Here is a 15,491-nt window from a genome sequence, read left to right on the forward strand (position 1 = left end):
TTATGATTTCAGCTCTTCCCACAACTGATCCCAAGAAGTTATCCGTGGCAAATTAAGATGCTGATTGTAGGATCGGTCTTTTACATAAGCTTTCACTGGCAATTGAGATAAAGTCTCAAGAACTTTCGGCTTATCGTCGAAATAATAATCCAATTTCAAGTCCTCGATAATATGTACTTTCTCGGAATCACTCATTCCGCAATAGAAATGACCTTCTGCAACGGGAAAACCATTTTGAATAAGCCACTCTCGCGTCCGTTCCGTATGCTCTTTCGCTCTTGCCGTAATATAGTAAACCTCATGGCCCTGCTTGACTAACTCGTGTAAGATCTCACGTGCATGCGGGAATGGAGCACAGTCAGAGTAATAAATATCATCGCGGAGGCTCTGCCAGAGCTTCCCTCCCTCTTCTTTCGTCAACCCGAAAGCATCATGAATCTCCATGGTAGTTAAAGCTTGAAACACGTCCAACCCGATATTTTGATTCAACTTGCGATTATAAATGTGAAAAGCATGTTCTCTTAAATTAATGAGTGTATCATCAATATCAAAACCAAATTTCACCGTTGCCCCTCATTTCACTAGTGCCTTTATTCCTTTAGTATAAGCCCAAAAAGACTTGCAAATACAGAAGCTTGCCCTCTCGAAATGATGCAGCCGCGTAATTCTTCCACACCCACGCCTAGACTAGTGAAATCACAGGAACTAAGATCGATTCCAGCCAACTTGGCTCCCGTAAACTGAGCGCGATCCAGCTTACATGTCTCAAAGTACATCTTTTGCAGTGTTGCCTCATAGAAATCAGCACTTAAAAGCGAACATTCTTCAAAAGCAACTTGTCTGAAATTAGCCATCCGGAAATTAACATAATCCCCTAAACAAGAATCGAACAGCACATTTCGAATGGTTGCTCCTGTCATATCCATCCCGATAATTTTGCAATTTCTAAATTCAGTTCTATGAATCGTAGCTTCTCCGAAATCTACATTCGATAAATCACATTTCTCGAAGATGACGTCGGTCAACTCAATGTCTTTCATGGCAATTCGTGTAAAGGTGACATTTCGAAAAATAATTTTGTCAAAAGCCACTTTTGACGCTTTCTGATTATCCATTATACAATCGCTTATAATTCCAGTGTGAAAGCTATCTTCCGAGTTCAGCGCCTCATCGGGCAGTGATATCGAAGGCAACTCTTTCTGCATCTTTGGTGCTTCAATTTTGGAAGTGCTCATTCGGATGCTCCTCTGTCTACTAGAATGATAGGTTTAAAAAATAATAACCGATGTTAGGCTCTGCAGCATAAAGAATAGCGAACCCCACTTACGTTTAATGTAGTTTCGGCCGCGAAAGAGCCTTGTTTTAATCGTCGTAACAGGTAAGTTCACTTCTTTGCTAATGTCTTCCAGAGACATATCTAAAAAGTATTTATACACGATCAGCGTTTTATATTTATCGGGCAATTCGCGAATCATCAGTTCTACCTGTTCGGCTGTTTCTTGCTCAATTAATTGAAGTTCAGGTGTTTTCTCAAGGCTTGTCAGCTTATCATAAAAAGGCAGCGCATCTTGAAACGGATTTGGATTCGTATCCATGGACAACTCCGCCTTCTTTTTACGCAAAAAATCAATGGTCACATTTTTGCCAATGCTAAAAATCCAAGTAGAGAAATTTTTGCTTGCGTCAAAGCGATGGGAGTGCTGATACGCCCGTAAAAAAGTCTCTTGTACGACATCCTCCGAATCCGATTTGTTGCGCAGTATCCGATAGGCTAAACGGTAAATTCTGTCCTTATACAGCTCAAGAAGTCGGCTGAACGCTTTGGAATCCCCTTGAGTCCACATTGTTGCAAGCTGACTATCGCTTAATTGCAGCATGTTACAGCTCCTTTTTCTTAACTGCCTTCTTTTCGACTCTACCTTTATATTCTACCAAATCGAATCAAAAAAAAGAAACCTTTACAGGTTTCATAGGTGTCTATTTATCGATAAATTTGGACACAGATTCTGCTTTTTCAGAGGCTGCGACGACAATGAGCACGAGAATGATTCCAAAGAGTATAAACCCGCCTATTATCATGCTGTGCACCTTCTTTGAATGAGTTGAGATCCTCTTATTCAAAGATATGATGCACAGTTTCAATTATGCGCTCTTTTTAGTTGTGAGATTCCGTTTTGTTCTTATTGCGAAGTAGGCTGAGAATAATCGTTCCGCCAAACAAAGCAATAATCACGGAGAAGAAAAGAACATGGGAGATATGGATACCAAATGCGCCGGCAATCATCTTAAGACCGATCACGATAATAAGAATGAACGCTGTTTTTTCCAATTCCGGAATTTTATCAATTAATTTCAAGAAGACTTGCGCCACACCTCTCATCATGAGTACGCCCAAAATACCTCCGAGGAACAGTACCCACACCTTTTCGCTGACACCAAAAGCAGCAAGCACGCTGTCTACACTAAATGCAATATCCATCACTTCTACCGCTAATACTGTACGCCAGAAGGAAAGACCTTTGTTCTTCACTTCACCATTCTCATCCTCTTCATGTTTCTTGAAGAAGAGATTACTGATTGCGATCCAGAGGAGATAAAGACCACCAAGTACTTTAATCCATGTAATTTGAACTAAGAAAGTACCCACACCGATAGCTACAAATCTAAAGATGTAAGCACCAATAAGTCCGTAAAATAACGCCTTTTTCTGCTGTTCCTTAGGTAAGTGTCTAACCATAACCGCTAGTACTAACGCATTATCCGCCGAAAGCAAGCCCTCTAAGATAACAAGTGTACCGATAATCCCCCAGTTTACGGGATCTGTCACTGTTTCCGATAACACTTCCCAGCTAAAAAAACTAAGAAAGTTATTGATGAAACTTTGAAAAAAATCTGCCATGCGCCTTGACCCTCCTGTAATTTTCCCTAGTATTTACTGCCTGCAACCCATTCTCATACCCATCTGAGGAGTCAGATCCAATTGCGCTTAATTTACACGCTGCGCCGTATCTATATAATTCTCCTGCAACTATAGCTGTCTCGATGGAGAAGTGATTTCCCAGTTATATTCCAGCATATCTTGCTAGTGCCTGGATGAAGTATGCCTATTGGCTAGCAAAGGGGTGATGCCTAAACTGCACCACCCCACCTAGTTTAAGCTTTACTCCGCATCAAGTCCATAATTTTTGCATAATGCTTGAAGACCGCCTTGGAAGCCACTTCCAACCGCTTGGAATTTCCATTCCTGACCTTGGCTGTCTCGGTATAACTCACAAATGACAACCGCAGTTTCAATTGAAAAATCTTCACCTAGATCATAGCGTAAAATTTCTTGACTTGTTACTTCATCGAAAAGACGAACAAATGCATTGGACACTTGTCCGAAATTCTGATTGCGGCTTGCTGCATCATGGATGGTTACGGCAATACCGATACGGTGAATATGCGCAGGGATTTTCGAGAAATCAACCTTAATCTGCTCGTCATCGCCGTCTCCATCACCAGTCCGGTTGTCTCCCGTATGTTGAACCGAACCATTTGCACCAACCAAATTGTTATAAAAGATAAAATCTTCAATGCCTTTGGCCTTATTGTCAGCATGCAGCAGAAAGGCCGAGGCATCTAAATCGAAAGAATGACCGCCAGAATACTTGTTGGTATCCCAACCTAAACCGATAATCGCCTTCGTTAAACCGGGGTTTGTTTTGGTTAAGTCAATTCTTTGACCTTTGGACAAGCTGATTGCCATATCCAACAGCTCCTTAGAATATTTTTGACTTATTAGGAAGTTTGCAAGCCGTAATCACGAGCTAGTCCACCAAGACCATCTTTGTAGCCGCTTCCGATTGCGCTGAATTTCCACTCGCCACTGTGACGGTACAACTCACCAATTACTACGCCTGTTTCGATAGAGAAGTCTTCGCCAAGATCGTAACGGATCAATTCCGCGCCAGATCCTTCGTTAAGGATACGCACATAAGCATTGGATACTTGTCCGAAGTTTTGGCTTCTTACATCCGCTTCATGGATCGTGATACAGAATGCAATCTTTTCTGTTTCAGCCGGTATATTAGCCAAATCCACGCTAACTTGCTCATCATCCCCGTCTCCAGCACCTGTACGGTTGTCACCGTTATGAACAATGGATCCATTCGCATTTTTGCGGTTGTTATAGAAAATGAAGTCAGCTTCCGAATTCACTTTGCCAGCTGCGTTCACACAGAAAATGGAAGCATCTAGATCGAAATCTTTACCGCCATCGTATTTATTCGTGTCCCAGCCTAAGCCAACAACCACTTTCGTCAGACCTGGGTTTGATTTTGTCAAATCAACTTTTTGACCTTTAGATAATGAAATCGCCATGGATAATGACCTCGCTTTGTATAGTGGATTATGTGTAACGTTTAACTAATTGACCAATTGTCGTATCCGTACTGCCTTCACCAATCGCATTAAATTTCCATTCACCACTATGGCGGTAAATTTCACCAACGATTAAAGAGGTTCTACCAGCGTAACTATCAGTTAGATTAAACTTAACCAATTCTTGTTTATTAGAATCATTCAGAATTCGAATGTAAGCGGATTGAACCAGACCGAAATCCTGTTTTCTATTAACACAATCGTAGATATTTACGACGAAAATGATTTTACTAACGTCCGCAGGCACTTGACTCAAATTAACCGAAATTTGCTCATCATCGCCATCGCCTTCACCTGTACGGTTATCTCCGGAGTGAACAACGGAGCCATCGGGACTTTGCAAATTCGCGAAGTACACGACATTTTTCTCTTTTGTCAGTTTACCATTCGCATCCAATAAAATCACTGAAGCATCGCAATCGATCTCAACTGCTGTTTTCTTCGTTCCGAAAAAGCCTTTTTTCTCAATTACAGCAGGATCCCATCCGAGACCTACAACTACTTTAGTAAGACCGGCATTCCCTTTTGTTAAATCGATCTTTTGACCTTTGACCAAACTGATAGTCAATCAGGCCACCTCCTTCACAACTTGTTTTGTAGTACGCTCAATACTTTGATACGGATGAACGCCCATCACGTTTCACAAGTTTCGATTAATTTTTCAGACTCCATACATATTTTTACTTTACAACACTATTTTATCCAAAATTCGCTAATTTTTTTGTTTGATCGTTCCTCGAAGAATTGGTTTAGCAACCAGCTTAATTGGACAAACAGATAATTATCACATCTAAGGAGCGTTCTCATGGATGCAAGTTTGTCGAATTCATTGGAAACTGTTTCCTACTCACTCGATGATAACCTTCGAACTCTTCAGGTTATATATACAAAATGCAAAGATGTCAATTTCCACGATTTCCTTATTGGAGGAACAACCAGAGCCCTCATCGTTTATATCGAAGGGATGGTTAATCTTGAAGCATTGGATCGAAACGTCCTAAGTCCTTTACTTAGCGAGACAATAGAAGAATGGAATTACACGGAAAAGGAACTGTCATCCATTATTTCCATCTCGGACGTCAAGGAGACTTCGACATTCTCAGACATCATTGCTCATCTTTCTGTAGGCAATGTCGAACTTCTCATCGACGGAATCCCTCTGGCATACTCGCTAGGTCTTGCTCACTGGGAAAAGAGAAACATTGAGGAACCGTCGGCAGAATCCGTTATTCGCGGACCACGCGAGGGATTTACCGAAACAATGTCTGTTAATACAGCTATGCTTCGGAGGAAAATTAAAAGTCCTTCCCTCAAAATGGTTTCGTACAAAGTAGGAAAACACACACGCACGGAAGTCGTCGTTATTTACATGGAGGGCATCGCCAATGAGGGGCTCATTCAGGAAGTTGAACAACGGATTGCCGAAATTGAAATCGACGGCATTCTGGAAAGCGGATATATCGAGGGTTTAATTGAAGATCATCCGCTGTCTCCTTTTCCACAAATTCAAGTAACAGAACGTCCGGATGTTGTCTCCGCGGCGCTTCTGGAAGGCCGTACAGCGATTCTCGTAGACGGAACGCCATTTGCTTTGATAGCGCCAGCCACGCTGTTCTCGCTTTTGCAATCGCCAGAGGACTATTATCAAAGATTTATTATCGGTACCTTAATTCGATGGCTGCGCTATATGTTTTTTTTCATAACACTGCTGCTTCCATCTTTGTATGTGGCAATTTTGACCTTTCATCAAGAGATGGTTCCCACATCTCTCTTGCTAAGCATTGCGAAGTCCAGAGAAGATATTCCGTTTCCCGCACTCGTTGAAGCTCTTCTCATGGAAATTTCTTTTGAAGCGCTCCGCGAAGCCGGCGTTCGTCTCCCTAAGCAGGTAGGTGCCGCTGTTAGTATCGTAGGCGCGCTCGTCATCGGTCAAGCCGCAACCTCCGCGGGTTTGGTGTCGGCTCCAATGGTCATGGTGGTGGCTATCACGGGAATCGCCTCCTTCATGATGCCGCAGTATTCCACAGGCATCGCTTTGCGAATGCTTCGATTTCCCATCATGATTTTATCGGGAATTCTAGGGCTGCTTGGACTCATGCTTGGATTTATTGTTATCGTGATCCACCTCTGCTCCTTAAGGTCGCTTGGCGTTCCTTACCTTCAACCACTTGCGCCGATTAAAGCAAAAGAGTTGAAAGATGTGATCATCCGTGCACCTATCTGGTCCATGCGGACCCGCCCTAAATTTACCGGAAGGATGAATACGATTCGACAGCCCTCTGGACAAAGACCAGATCCGCCAAAAGGGGATGACATTCATGATTGAAAAGGGACGTATTTCTCCCCTTCAATTAGCTATCATTATGCATCCAACTGTCCTGGCTACCGCCACCTTATCTGTCCCGTCCATCACGATGAAAACCTCCGGCATTGATATGTGGATGACACCACTGGTTGCGACAATAGTAGGGTTTTTGTCCGTGATTGTTATGTATCGCCTATATATCAAATATCCGGAATTAACCTTCATCCAATATACGGAATCGATTCTCGGCGTGTACGCAGGGAAGGCGCTGTCCGGCTTCTTTCTCGTGTCGTTTATTTTTACGAATGGGCTCGTTCTGCGCGAATACGGGGAATTTGTTGTCGGTAACTTCTTACATGAAACACCGATAGCACTCGTCATTTTTTGTATGGTGGCTGTATGTGCGTATGTCTTATACGAGGGGATTGAGGTGCTCGCCAGAGTCTCACAAATCCTTGTTCCTTCGGCTGTGCTCATCATTTTCATCATGCTGATCTTGATGATTCCTGATCTTCATCCCAAAGAGATGTTTCCTATTCTGGGAGATGGCCCGCTTCCCCTACTAGTGGGGTCACTTGTCCCCTCTTCTTGGTTTACCCAGTTTTTTATGTTGTCGTTTCTTTATCCATTTTTGAATAAAAAAAAGCATGTCTTGCAGTGGAGCTTCATCAGCCTCGGCATTGTCATGATCACCTTATTGACGATTAATCTGACCATTTTATTAATGTTCGGATCGCTTACGGTTAAATTCAATTATGCTTTCCTCGTTGCAGTACGTTACATTTCCATTTCTGACTTTCTGGAACATGTGGAAGCACTAGTGATGACCATTTGGATCATTGGGATGTTCATTAAAGTATCGCTGATCTACTATGCCACTGTGCTAGGCACGGCGCAATGTTTGGGGCTCTCTGATTATCGGCCTCTTATCATTCCAGTTGGCTTTCTGATACTGCTGCTCAGCTTTTGGGTTTCTCCTAATTTTCAGGAACTCATGCACGCTATAGGAACGAATATCCCTTTTTTGGCACTGATCACACAGCTTGGTATCCCCTCCATGCTTCTTATTGCCGCTTCTTTCAGAAAGGGGCAGCAAGGATGAAAGCAATGCTGAAGCTACTACTAACGGCAGTTCTCTTCACCCCGCTGCTGACGGGCTGCTGGGATCGGACGGAAGTGAATGATTTGGCACTCGTCACCGGAGCAGCGATTGATAAATATGACGATACGTCGATCGAATTAACGTTACAGATTTTTATCCCACGAAGTCCCGGCGGCGGTGGCGGCGGTTTGGAAAGCAGCAACAAAGGAGGCAGCATTCAAACTTCCCTCGTCAAATCCGCGGTAGGCGTAGATATTGCTGATGCGATTTCTAAGATTCAAGAGAAGATGCCGCGCAAAATTTTCTGGGGTCATACCGAAATTATTATTTTCGGTGAGTCTGTGGCACGACAAGGAGTTCGAGACGAGGTCGATTACTTAATGAGAGCGCCTCAACCGCGAGAGCGTTCCTTTATGTATGTTTGCAAAGGAAGCGCACGCGAAATTCTCGAGATGAATACACGGCTGGAGCGAAACTCCTCAGAGATCATGAGGGAGATTGGCAAGAGTAAAATCATCCTTAGTGTAACGTTGGCGGATTTGGCACAAATGTTGGGGAATCCGTCCAGTGCTGCCGCCCTGCCTTATATTGAACTTCTGGCGGCAAACACCCCGAGAAATCACGACGACACAGGGAGTTTCACCAATTATACGGCTGTATTCAAAGACGATAAGATGGTCGGCACCATTGACGATCCAACCACCCGCGGCCTGCTATGGCTCAGGGACGAGATTAAAACAGCCGTCGTTACTGTGACGCCGGAAGGTACCTCCGGCCATGTTTCCCTTCGACTATTGAAAAGCAAGACGAAACTGCAGCCAATCATCGAAAATGGCAAGTGGCGCATGAACGTCTGGATTCATACGGAAGATGATGCCCTGCAAAATACAACTTCACTGGATCTCGCCTCCGATCACCAAGCTGTTAAACGTGTAGAAGCCGCTATGAATGACGATATTGAAGAGCGTGTCGCAGTCGCTTTGCGAAAGGTTCAGCAAGGTTACAAAGCGGACATTTTTGATTTCGCTGGGGAATTCCACCGAGCGTACCCTAAGGAATGGCGGCAAAACCAAAAACGTTGGAACGAGATCTTCCCAAACGTCGAAGTTACTGTACAATCGGATGCCAGAATGCTGCGTCCTGGGCTATCCAGCATCAAGTCTTCTCGATCCCGAGAGGAAAAAGAAAAGGAAGAGGAATAGGAGTATATCCAATGACATCCAATGACATTCCCATATGCATGGCCGCGTGCCTGATCATCACTCTCTTTCAATGGTTTCGCTTGAAAAACAGGCCGACCAAAGAGAAAGCGGCTTATCTCTCTATTTTAACCTTATGCTGGATTCTAGCGATCGCTTTAGTTATGAATCCGGGAATGCCAGGTCCGACGCAGTTGGTAAATTACATTTTCTACCCTCTTGGTAAACTTTTAGATCATTAAAGGAGCACTTACGGACATGCAGATTGGCGGGAAACAATTATTCTGGATGATATTGACCATGCAGCTGGGGATGACCATTTTACTGACAATAAATCCATCTATCCAAACTGCGAAGCAAGATGCCTGGCTTTCAACCGTTTGCGCAACCGGAATAGGTGCAGGGGTCGCTTATGTTTGCTCACGGTTGAGTCTATATCATCCAGGACAAACCATCGTTGAATTTTCAAAGAGATTATTTGGTCGATACATCGGCTATACGGTTACGGTGGTGTATTTCATCTACTGGTACAGCGTGCTTGCTATCATTATAAGGCAGTACGCAGAGTTCATCGTTGCGACTATTCTGCCCAAAACTCCAATCCTTGTCCCGATGCTAGGCATGCTCCTCGTTGCGATTTATGTAACTTTCTCGGGGATAGAGGTTATCGCGAGATGTTGCGAAATCTTAGGACCTTTAACCCTTCTTGGGATTGCTATTCCTCTCTTGCTGAGCCTAAAAAATGTCCATATTAACAATATCCTTCCCTTCTATGTGGATACCGGTGCGATGACAATCTTAAAAGGAGCGCTGCCGACTTCAACGTTTCTTGGAGACTGCATCCTTCTGCTCGTCATCATGGGCTTTCTATCAAAGCCTCAAGATGGGGTGAAACCAGCCATACTCGGGGTTGCTGCTGCTGGTCTGTTAACAAGCATTTCGACTTTCTTAATCCTTTCCGTATTTGGACACATCGCCCCTTCGGGCCAAACCTATCCTTATTTTAATTTGATTCGTTATATTTCCTATTTCGACTTTTTTCAAAACCTGGATTCCTTTGTTATCGCCATCTGGATTATTAGTGTGTTCACTAAAGTATCTCTCTACTTTTTCGTGTGTACATATGGAACAGCTCAAAGTTTCGGCCTTAAAAAATGGCGACGTATGATTTGGTTCGTAGCACCGGTTATCGCGCTGCTTACCTTGATCCCTCGGGACTTTATCGATAGTTCCGTGTTATTTCCACAAAAAATCGCGATTCCTTATTTATTACCCCTCCATGGGATCATTCTGCCACTCTTGATGTGGGGAGTTGCCAAGTTGAAATATAAATAAAACCCTTGCGAATTCCCGACTGGGGAATCACAAGGGTTGTTTTTTGGATTCGCTATAGAGCATTAGTTGCTGATAAATTCCTGCACCCATTCTCCGTTATAATAGGCGACGCCAATTTTTGTGTAATTGGGGTTCAAAATATTTTCACGGTGCCCCGTACTGTTCATCCAGGCCTCCATTACGGCCTCTGGTGTAGGTTGTCCTTTAGCAATGTTCTCACCTGCATAGGAATAAGGAATACCATAAGTGCTCATCATATCAAAAGGTGACCCATAGGTCGGCGACGTATGATCAAAATAGTCGTTGTTGTACATATCTTTGGCTTTATCCAACGCCATAGCTGTAAGGGCGCTATCGCTGGTGAGCGCTTGTAGCCCAGCTTTTACACGTTCCTGGTTAACTAATGTAACGACTTGGCTGGCAAAAGCGGATTGCGCAGATGTAGCTGGCGTTGATGGGGCAGCTGGTGTAGATGGAGCAGGCACTGACGGGGCTGGTGTTTGAGAGCCGCCGCTTGTCCCTGTGCTGCCAGGAAAGTTCAACGTCATCCCAGACCAGATCACATTCGGGTTGGCAACCTGAGGGTTAGCCTGAATCAGCGAAGTGAGACTTACGCCATACTTCTGGGAGATCAACCACATGGTATCGTTGTCTGACACCGTGTACGTGGCGGATGCCGCCATGGCTGCGCTGGAACTCATTAGGACGCTTAGTCCAATAGCACCGGTTACGACTAGCTGTTTATAACGTTTTAACATAGAAATCTCTCCTTTTTGCGGCCTGCGAGGTTAGCTGTCGGATTCGGGTCAAAGAGTAATCACCCGGTCGCGTTCATAGCGACTTCACCCCAAAGATTGGGTCCCCCGTGCTTTCAAAGAAGCTTCGGCCTTCTAAGTTTTTTGACCATAATCGATCTTTCCGATTGTAACACGGGGTTTTTCCGAAAACATGCCGCAAAATTTTCCAACGTTTTATGAAAGCGTAATCATCGGGCCACAAAAAATTTTCCAACAACCATGAATAAAAAACCATAACTTCCACAAAATACTCATACACCAAATAAAGGAGTGAATCCAAATGGCTAGCAGTAGAAGCAATACATTACTTGTGCAACAAGCAAAATCAGCTCTTGAGCAAATGAAATACGAGGTCGCTCAGGAACTAGGTATTCAGATTCCTCAGGACGGGTATTATGGCTACATGGCTACTCGTGATACCGGCGCAATCGGCGGACACATTACGAGAAGATTGATTCAAATCGCTGAGCAGCAGCTAAGCGGCAGCACCGGTAACTTTAGACGCATGTAACAACAGCATGTACAGAGAAAAGACTGCACCACCACTTCCTCCTTGGTGATCCAGTCTTTTTTTACATCACAAATTCCATGAAAACCGGCGAACGAAGCCTTCCGTTTCTCGTCCAATTTTTCGTCTTAATTTTGGCCATTAGCCGCGGTTCCATATAAGCAAAATGATTGTCCTCTTTGTAGACTAAGCGGTGCTTCACGCCATCGAGCGCCTTTTGATGCAGAGGCGTTACCCCGGTCTCAATCACCCCAACCGGAATCTTCAAACCATTCGCTGAATCAATGGACGCCAGCAAAGCAAAATTATTTTTCCTATAACCAGAAATATAAACATCTGCATAAGTCCAGTTAATCACTTTTTGCCATTGCCTGGAGCGTTTGTTGCTCTCGTACTTGAAATTTTCTTTTTTCGACTTCAAAATGATGCCCTCAAGCCCATCCTGCCGGATTTTCTCAAAATAATCCTCCGCTTTACCCTCGTAAACCTTCACCCTTTTGTACCTGTCATTCTCGATGAAAGCTTGCTCCAACAGCTCCTTGCGTTTAAGCAAGGGTAATTCAGTGACATCAATTCCCTTGTATTTTAGGATATCAAATGCAAAAAATACTACAGGCGATAAGTCTGTCGGATTTAAAAATCTAGCTGACATCGCTTCAAAGTCCGGTTTACCTTGATCATCCAAAATAACCAATTCACCGTCAAGGATCGTTCCCTCGGGAATCGGGCATTGGAACAGCTCAGGAAATTTATGCGTAACCAATTGCTTGTCTTTCGTATATACATAGAGTTTGTCCAAATTAGAAAGAATGCACCTAAAACCGTCAAACTTAAGTTCTGCAATATGATGTTTGCTGTTATAAGGTCTATTATCTTTGGCGTCTTGCAAAAGCATAGGAGAAATGAACATATGATATCACCCTAAGTTAGATAATACTGTACAGTGATTCATCTGCCTATAGGGACTTGAAGGAAATCGAGGGCTACCCGCTCCAGTTTCGACAAAACAAGTGCAATCCCTCTCTACAAAGCGACAATCAAATTCGCAGATCCCGTTTATAATGGAGATAGATGAATGGGAGGGATGTTCGCATGGACAAGCTATTTATCAAAAGACTGCATACGTTAAACCGTCGCGACGAACTTAGATCAATGCTGCTGCTTGAAGGTATCAAAGCCACACTCAAACGGAAAAAGGAACTCGGCTTATTTTATAGATTGTTCAAGAAAACGAAGAAGAAACCGATGGTTGCTAAAGGATGGAATTAAACTGTCATACGCATAAGAGGCGGTCCTTAAAGTAGATCTCTCTACCTTAGGGCCGCCTCTGCTATTTTGCTGCCTTACTTGCCGCTCTTCGCGTATTGCGCGCTGAACTCTTCAATGACTTTATCGCCGCCGGCTTTTCTCCACTGCTCGATAGCTTGCTTCCAGCCTGCTTCATCGATTTTACCCAAGATATACTTCGTACGGGCGTCGTCAATGATCGGCTTCAGCTCGCTGCCTTTGGTCGTTTGTGTCTCGGAAACGAGCGGATTCGTCGGGTTATTGACCGCGATAGCCTCGTTCTCTTTAATCATTTTGCCGTATTTCTCCATGAGCGGTGTTTCTTTCCCCGTCGTTTTTGCCGTATACTTGGCGATTTGAAGCTGCAGATAACTGGAGCCTACTTCGGTGTCCTGCAGCTTTTGGTCAATAAATACCGGCTTGCCGTCTTCGATCTTATAGTGTTTGCCTTCGATGCCCCAGCCCAGCAAATCCAACATCTTCTGATCGGAAATTTTATCAAAGAAGCCTAGAATTTGTTTTAACTCCGCCTCGGTTTTCACACTTGATTTCGGGAACATAAACACACTGTTATAGCCTACGCCGCCCGGCAACCTCTCGCCTTTAGGCCCTTTTATTCGGGAGACAACATCTATATCTGCGCCAGGGAACGTTTTGGAAAGCGATGCCTGATAACCCGCTCCGTCAATCATATTCGAAATCACCGCTCCAGCTTTGCCCTGGTTGATATCGTCTTTCTTCTGTTGATTGTTCAGAACAGGGAAGTCCTGCTTAATGAGCTTCTCGTCGTACAGCTTTTTATAAAATTTCATCGCTTCGAAATACTCTGGCGCTAGAAAATCAGGACTTAATTTGCCCTCCTTTACTTCCCAGGAATTCGGAGCACCCATAATGGAGGCTATGACGCCAAAACCGTCCATCGTTTTCTCTTCCGTCAAACCAACCGTGTCCGCTTTGCCATTTTTGTCAGGATCATTCAGTGTAAACGCTTTAAAAACGTTATATAAATCATCAAGCGTTTTCGGTTCGCTTAAGCCTACGTTTTTCAACCAGTCGCTGCGGAAAAGAACTCCATAGGTGGACAAATCGCGGGCACGAAATAAGCCGTAAATTTTGCCATCCACCTTGATATTGTCAAAAACAGCCGGGTTCATTTTAGACAGATTCGGATAGTCCTTGAGGTAAGGACCCACTTCCCAGAACACGCCGGCTCGCACAGCGCTCAAAATGTTCGAATCCTTATTGTTCTGCACAAGCAACGCCTTGGGAAGCTCGCCGGAAGCAATCGTGACATTGACCTTTTCTTTGTAGGAAGAGTTGGGGACCCAGGAGATGTCCAATTTCGTGTTCGTATAAGCTTCAATCTGTTTTTGCACTTCACTGTCCGCTTTGGGCGGCTCTGCATACATGAGTGTCATGACACTTAGCTTCAAGGGCTCTTTGCTTACAGGCGCACTGCTAGTACCCGCATTCCCTCCTGCAGCTGGACTCGCTTCGTTTCCACAACCGGCCAGCAGCGCTGCAGCGCCAACCATCATTCCCATTGCAGCCAAACCGCTTTTTCTCATTCCCGCGTATTTTCTCATTGTGGCAATGCCTCCCCATAGTCTTATTTTATATGAATGCTTCCCAATCACAATAGTTTTCGGGAGCCTGTTCAACCTTTTACAGAACCGATCATGACTCCTTTGGCAAAATGCTTCTGAAGGAACGGATAGACGAGTAGAATCGGCACCGTTGAAATGACAATGACAGCCATCTTAATGATTTGTGATGGAGGCGCGATATAATTCTGATCAAACTGCGTCGAATCACCGATTCCACCTTGGGATAAGATGACGATTTGCCTCAGCCAGACTTGAATCGGCCACATTTTCGAATCGTTAATGTACATGATTGCGTTGAAAAAGGTGTTCCAATGGCCTACCGCATAAAACAAGGCAAACGTAGCAAGCACTGGCGTCGATAAAGGCAGCACAATTCGGAAAAGCAAGCCCACGTCGCTGCAGCCGTCAATTTTGGCCGCTTCCTCAAGCCCCTCGGGCAGCTGACGGAAAAAGCTCACAACGACGATGAGGTTAAACGCACTGATCGCATTGGGAATCAGCAGAGACCAGTAGCTGTTCAGCATGCCAAGCGCCTTAACGACAAGGAACGTTGGCAGAATCCCGCCGTGGAACAGCATGGTGAAGACGATCAGCATCATAAACAGCTTTCTTCCTTCAAAATCCTGCCTCGAAAGCGGATAGGCGAGCAGCGAGGTGAACAAAAGATTGATAAAGGTACCGACCACTGTAATGCCGATCGTCACAAATAGGCTGTTCACAATCGTTTGAGTCGAGAAAATGTAGCGGTAACCTTCCAACGAGAAGGAAGTAGGGAACAAAATGAATCCCCGTCTGAGCACCTCTTCCGGCTCTGCAAATGAAACCGAGATGATGTAGATAAACGGCAGCAGTGTGACGAGAGCAAACAACGTCAGAAATGTGTAATTGAAGCCGTCAAAGATGCGGCTGCCTATGCTTTTATTGATCAT

The 15,491-nt window shown here is 44.3% G+C and carries 19 protein-coding genes and 1 riboswitch; of the genes, 7 read left to right on the plus strand and 12 right to left on the minus strand.

From position 1 onward, the window contains the following. From ACUN27_RS32200 to ACUN27_RS32235, 8 genes are all read right to left on the minus strand, one after another. Nucleotides 1-564: a 5' nucleotidase, NT5C type gene (locus tag ACUN27_RS32200; RefSeq protein ID WP_315953179.1), complete on the minus strand. Its 564-nt coding sequence runs from the start codon at nt 562-564 to the stop codon at nt 1-3. Between the two features lie 26 nt (nt 565-590). Further along, complete coding sequence (locus ACUN27_RS32205; RefSeq protein WP_445560252.1) at nt 591-1,235, minus strand: pentapeptide repeat-containing protein; 645 nt, start codon at nt 1,233-1,235, stop codon at nt 591-593. Between the two features lie 33 nt (nt 1,236-1,268). Continuing rightward, nucleotides 1,269-1,877, minus strand: a complete 609-nt coding sequence (locus ACUN27_RS32210; protein WP_315953177.1) for a sigma-70 family RNA polymerase sigma factor — start codon at nt 1,875-1,877, stop codon at nt 1,269-1,271. Nucleotides 1,878-2,155: 278 nt separating this feature from the next. Next, nucleotides 2,156-2,899, minus strand: coding sequence for a TerC family protein (locus ACUN27_RS32215; RefSeq protein WP_315953176.1), 744 nt, complete (start codon nt 2,897-2,899; stop codon nt 2,156-2,158). Next, entirely contained in the window at nt 2,868-3,062 is a 195-nt protein-coding gene (locus tag ACUN27_RS32220) for a TerD family protein (protein WP_379173757.1), read from the minus strand. The genes ACUN27_RS32215 and ACUN27_RS32220 overlap by 32 nt, the downstream gene beginning before the upstream one ends. Before the next feature lie 98 nt (nt 3,063-3,160). Next, nucleotides 3,161-3,748, minus strand: coding sequence for a TerD family protein (locus ACUN27_RS32225; RefSeq protein WP_315953175.1), 588 nt, complete (start codon nt 3,746-3,748; stop codon nt 3,161-3,163). A gap of 32 nt (nt 3,749-3,780) precedes the next feature. Further along, nucleotides 3,781-4,362 (minus strand): TerD family protein, encoded by a 582-nt coding sequence (locus ACUN27_RS32230; RefSeq protein ID WP_315953174.1) that lies wholly within the window; start codon nt 4,360-4,362, stop codon nt 3,781-3,783. 28 nt (nt 4,363-4,390) lie between these two features. Continuing rightward, nucleotides 4,391-4,990, minus strand: coding sequence for a TerD family protein (locus ACUN27_RS32235; RefSeq protein WP_315953173.1), 600 nt, complete (start codon nt 4,988-4,990; stop codon nt 4,391-4,393). Nucleotides 4,991-5,227: 237 nt separating this feature from the next. Here ACUN27_RS32235 and ACUN27_RS32240 point away from each other — a divergent pair, with 237 nt between their 5' ends. The 5 genes from ACUN27_RS32240 to ACUN27_RS32260 are packed head-to-tail and all read left to right on the plus strand — an operon-like array spanning nt 5,228 to nt 10,363. Continuing rightward, entirely contained in the window at nt 5,228-6,748 is a 1,521-nt protein-coding gene (locus ACUN27_RS32240) for a spore germination protein (protein WP_315953172.1), read from the plus strand. Then, nucleotides 6,741-7,829 carry a GerAB/ArcD/ProY family transporter gene (locus tag ACUN27_RS32245; protein WP_315953171.1) on the plus strand — a complete coding sequence of 363 codons (1,089 nt, stop codon included), beginning with the start codon at nt 6,741-6,743 and terminating at the stop codon, nt 7,827-7,829. The genes ACUN27_RS32240 and ACUN27_RS32245 overlap by 8 nt, the downstream gene beginning before the upstream one ends. Next, entirely contained in the window at nt 7,826-9,031 is a 1,206-nt protein-coding gene (locus ACUN27_RS32250; RefSeq protein WP_315953170.1) for a Ger(x)C family spore germination protein, read from the plus strand. Before ACUN27_RS32245 ends, ACUN27_RS32250 begins: the two co-directional genes overlap by 4 nt. A gap of 11 nt (nt 9,032-9,042) precedes the next feature. Then, the gene (locus ACUN27_RS32255; RefSeq protein WP_326063184.1) at nt 9,043-9,270 is read left to right on the plus strand and encodes a hypothetical protein; all 228 of its coding nucleotides are present in this window, start codon (nt 9,043-9,045) and stop codon (nt 9,268-9,270) included. Between the two features lie 16 nt (nt 9,271-9,286). After that, complete coding sequence (locus tag ACUN27_RS32260) at nt 9,287-10,363, plus strand: GerAB/ArcD/ProY family transporter (RefSeq protein ID WP_315953168.1); 1,077 nt, start codon at nt 9,287-9,289, stop codon at nt 10,361-10,363. Nucleotides 10,364-10,425: 62 nt separating this feature from the next. Here the strand turns inward: ACUN27_RS32260 and ACUN27_RS32265 are convergent, their stop codons facing one another. Further along, a complete protein-coding gene (locus ACUN27_RS32265; protein ID WP_445560253.1) occupies nt 10,426-11,121 on the minus strand; it encodes a CAP domain-containing protein in 696 nt (231 codons plus the stop codon). 4 nt (nt 11,122-11,125) lie between these two features. After that, nucleotides 11,126-11,261: riboswitch (cyclic di-AMP (ydaO/yuaA leader) on the minus strand. Between the two features lie 179 nt (nt 11,262-11,440). Between ACUN27_RS32265 and ACUN27_RS32270 the strand changes: the two genes are divergently transcribed. After that, the gene (locus tag ACUN27_RS32270; protein ID WP_315953166.1) at nt 11,441-11,671 is read left to right on the plus strand and encodes an alpha/beta-type small acid-soluble spore protein; all 231 of its coding nucleotides are present in this window, start codon (nt 11,441-11,443) and stop codon (nt 11,669-11,671) included. 61 nt (nt 11,672-11,732) lie between these two features. On the opposite strand, the gene ACUN27_RS32275 is transcribed toward ACUN27_RS32270, so the two are convergent. Then, nucleotides 11,733-12,563: an ATP-dependent DNA ligase gene (locus ACUN27_RS32275; protein ID WP_445560254.1), complete on the minus strand. Its 831-nt coding sequence runs from the start codon at nt 12,561-12,563 to the stop codon at nt 11,733-11,735. Nucleotides 12,564-12,760: 197 nt separating this feature from the next. Between ACUN27_RS32275 and ACUN27_RS32280 the strand changes: the two genes are divergently transcribed. Further along, nucleotides 12,761-12,937, plus strand: a complete 177-nt coding sequence (locus tag ACUN27_RS32280) for a hypothetical protein (protein WP_164819526.1) — start codon at nt 12,761-12,763, stop codon at nt 12,935-12,937. 74 nt (nt 12,938-13,011) lie between these two features. On the opposite strand, the gene ACUN27_RS32285 is transcribed toward ACUN27_RS32280, so the two are convergent. Continuing rightward, a complete protein-coding gene (locus tag ACUN27_RS32285; protein ID WP_315953164.1) occupies nt 13,012-14,541 on the minus strand; it encodes an extracellular solute-binding protein in 1,530 nt (509 codons plus the stop codon). 71 nt (nt 14,542-14,612) lie between these two features. Further along, entirely contained in the window at nt 14,613-15,491 is an 879-nt protein-coding gene (locus ACUN27_RS32290; RefSeq protein ID WP_445560255.1) for a carbohydrate ABC transporter permease, read from the minus strand.

This window comes from Paenibacillus sp. WC2504 (assembly GCF_052682475.1).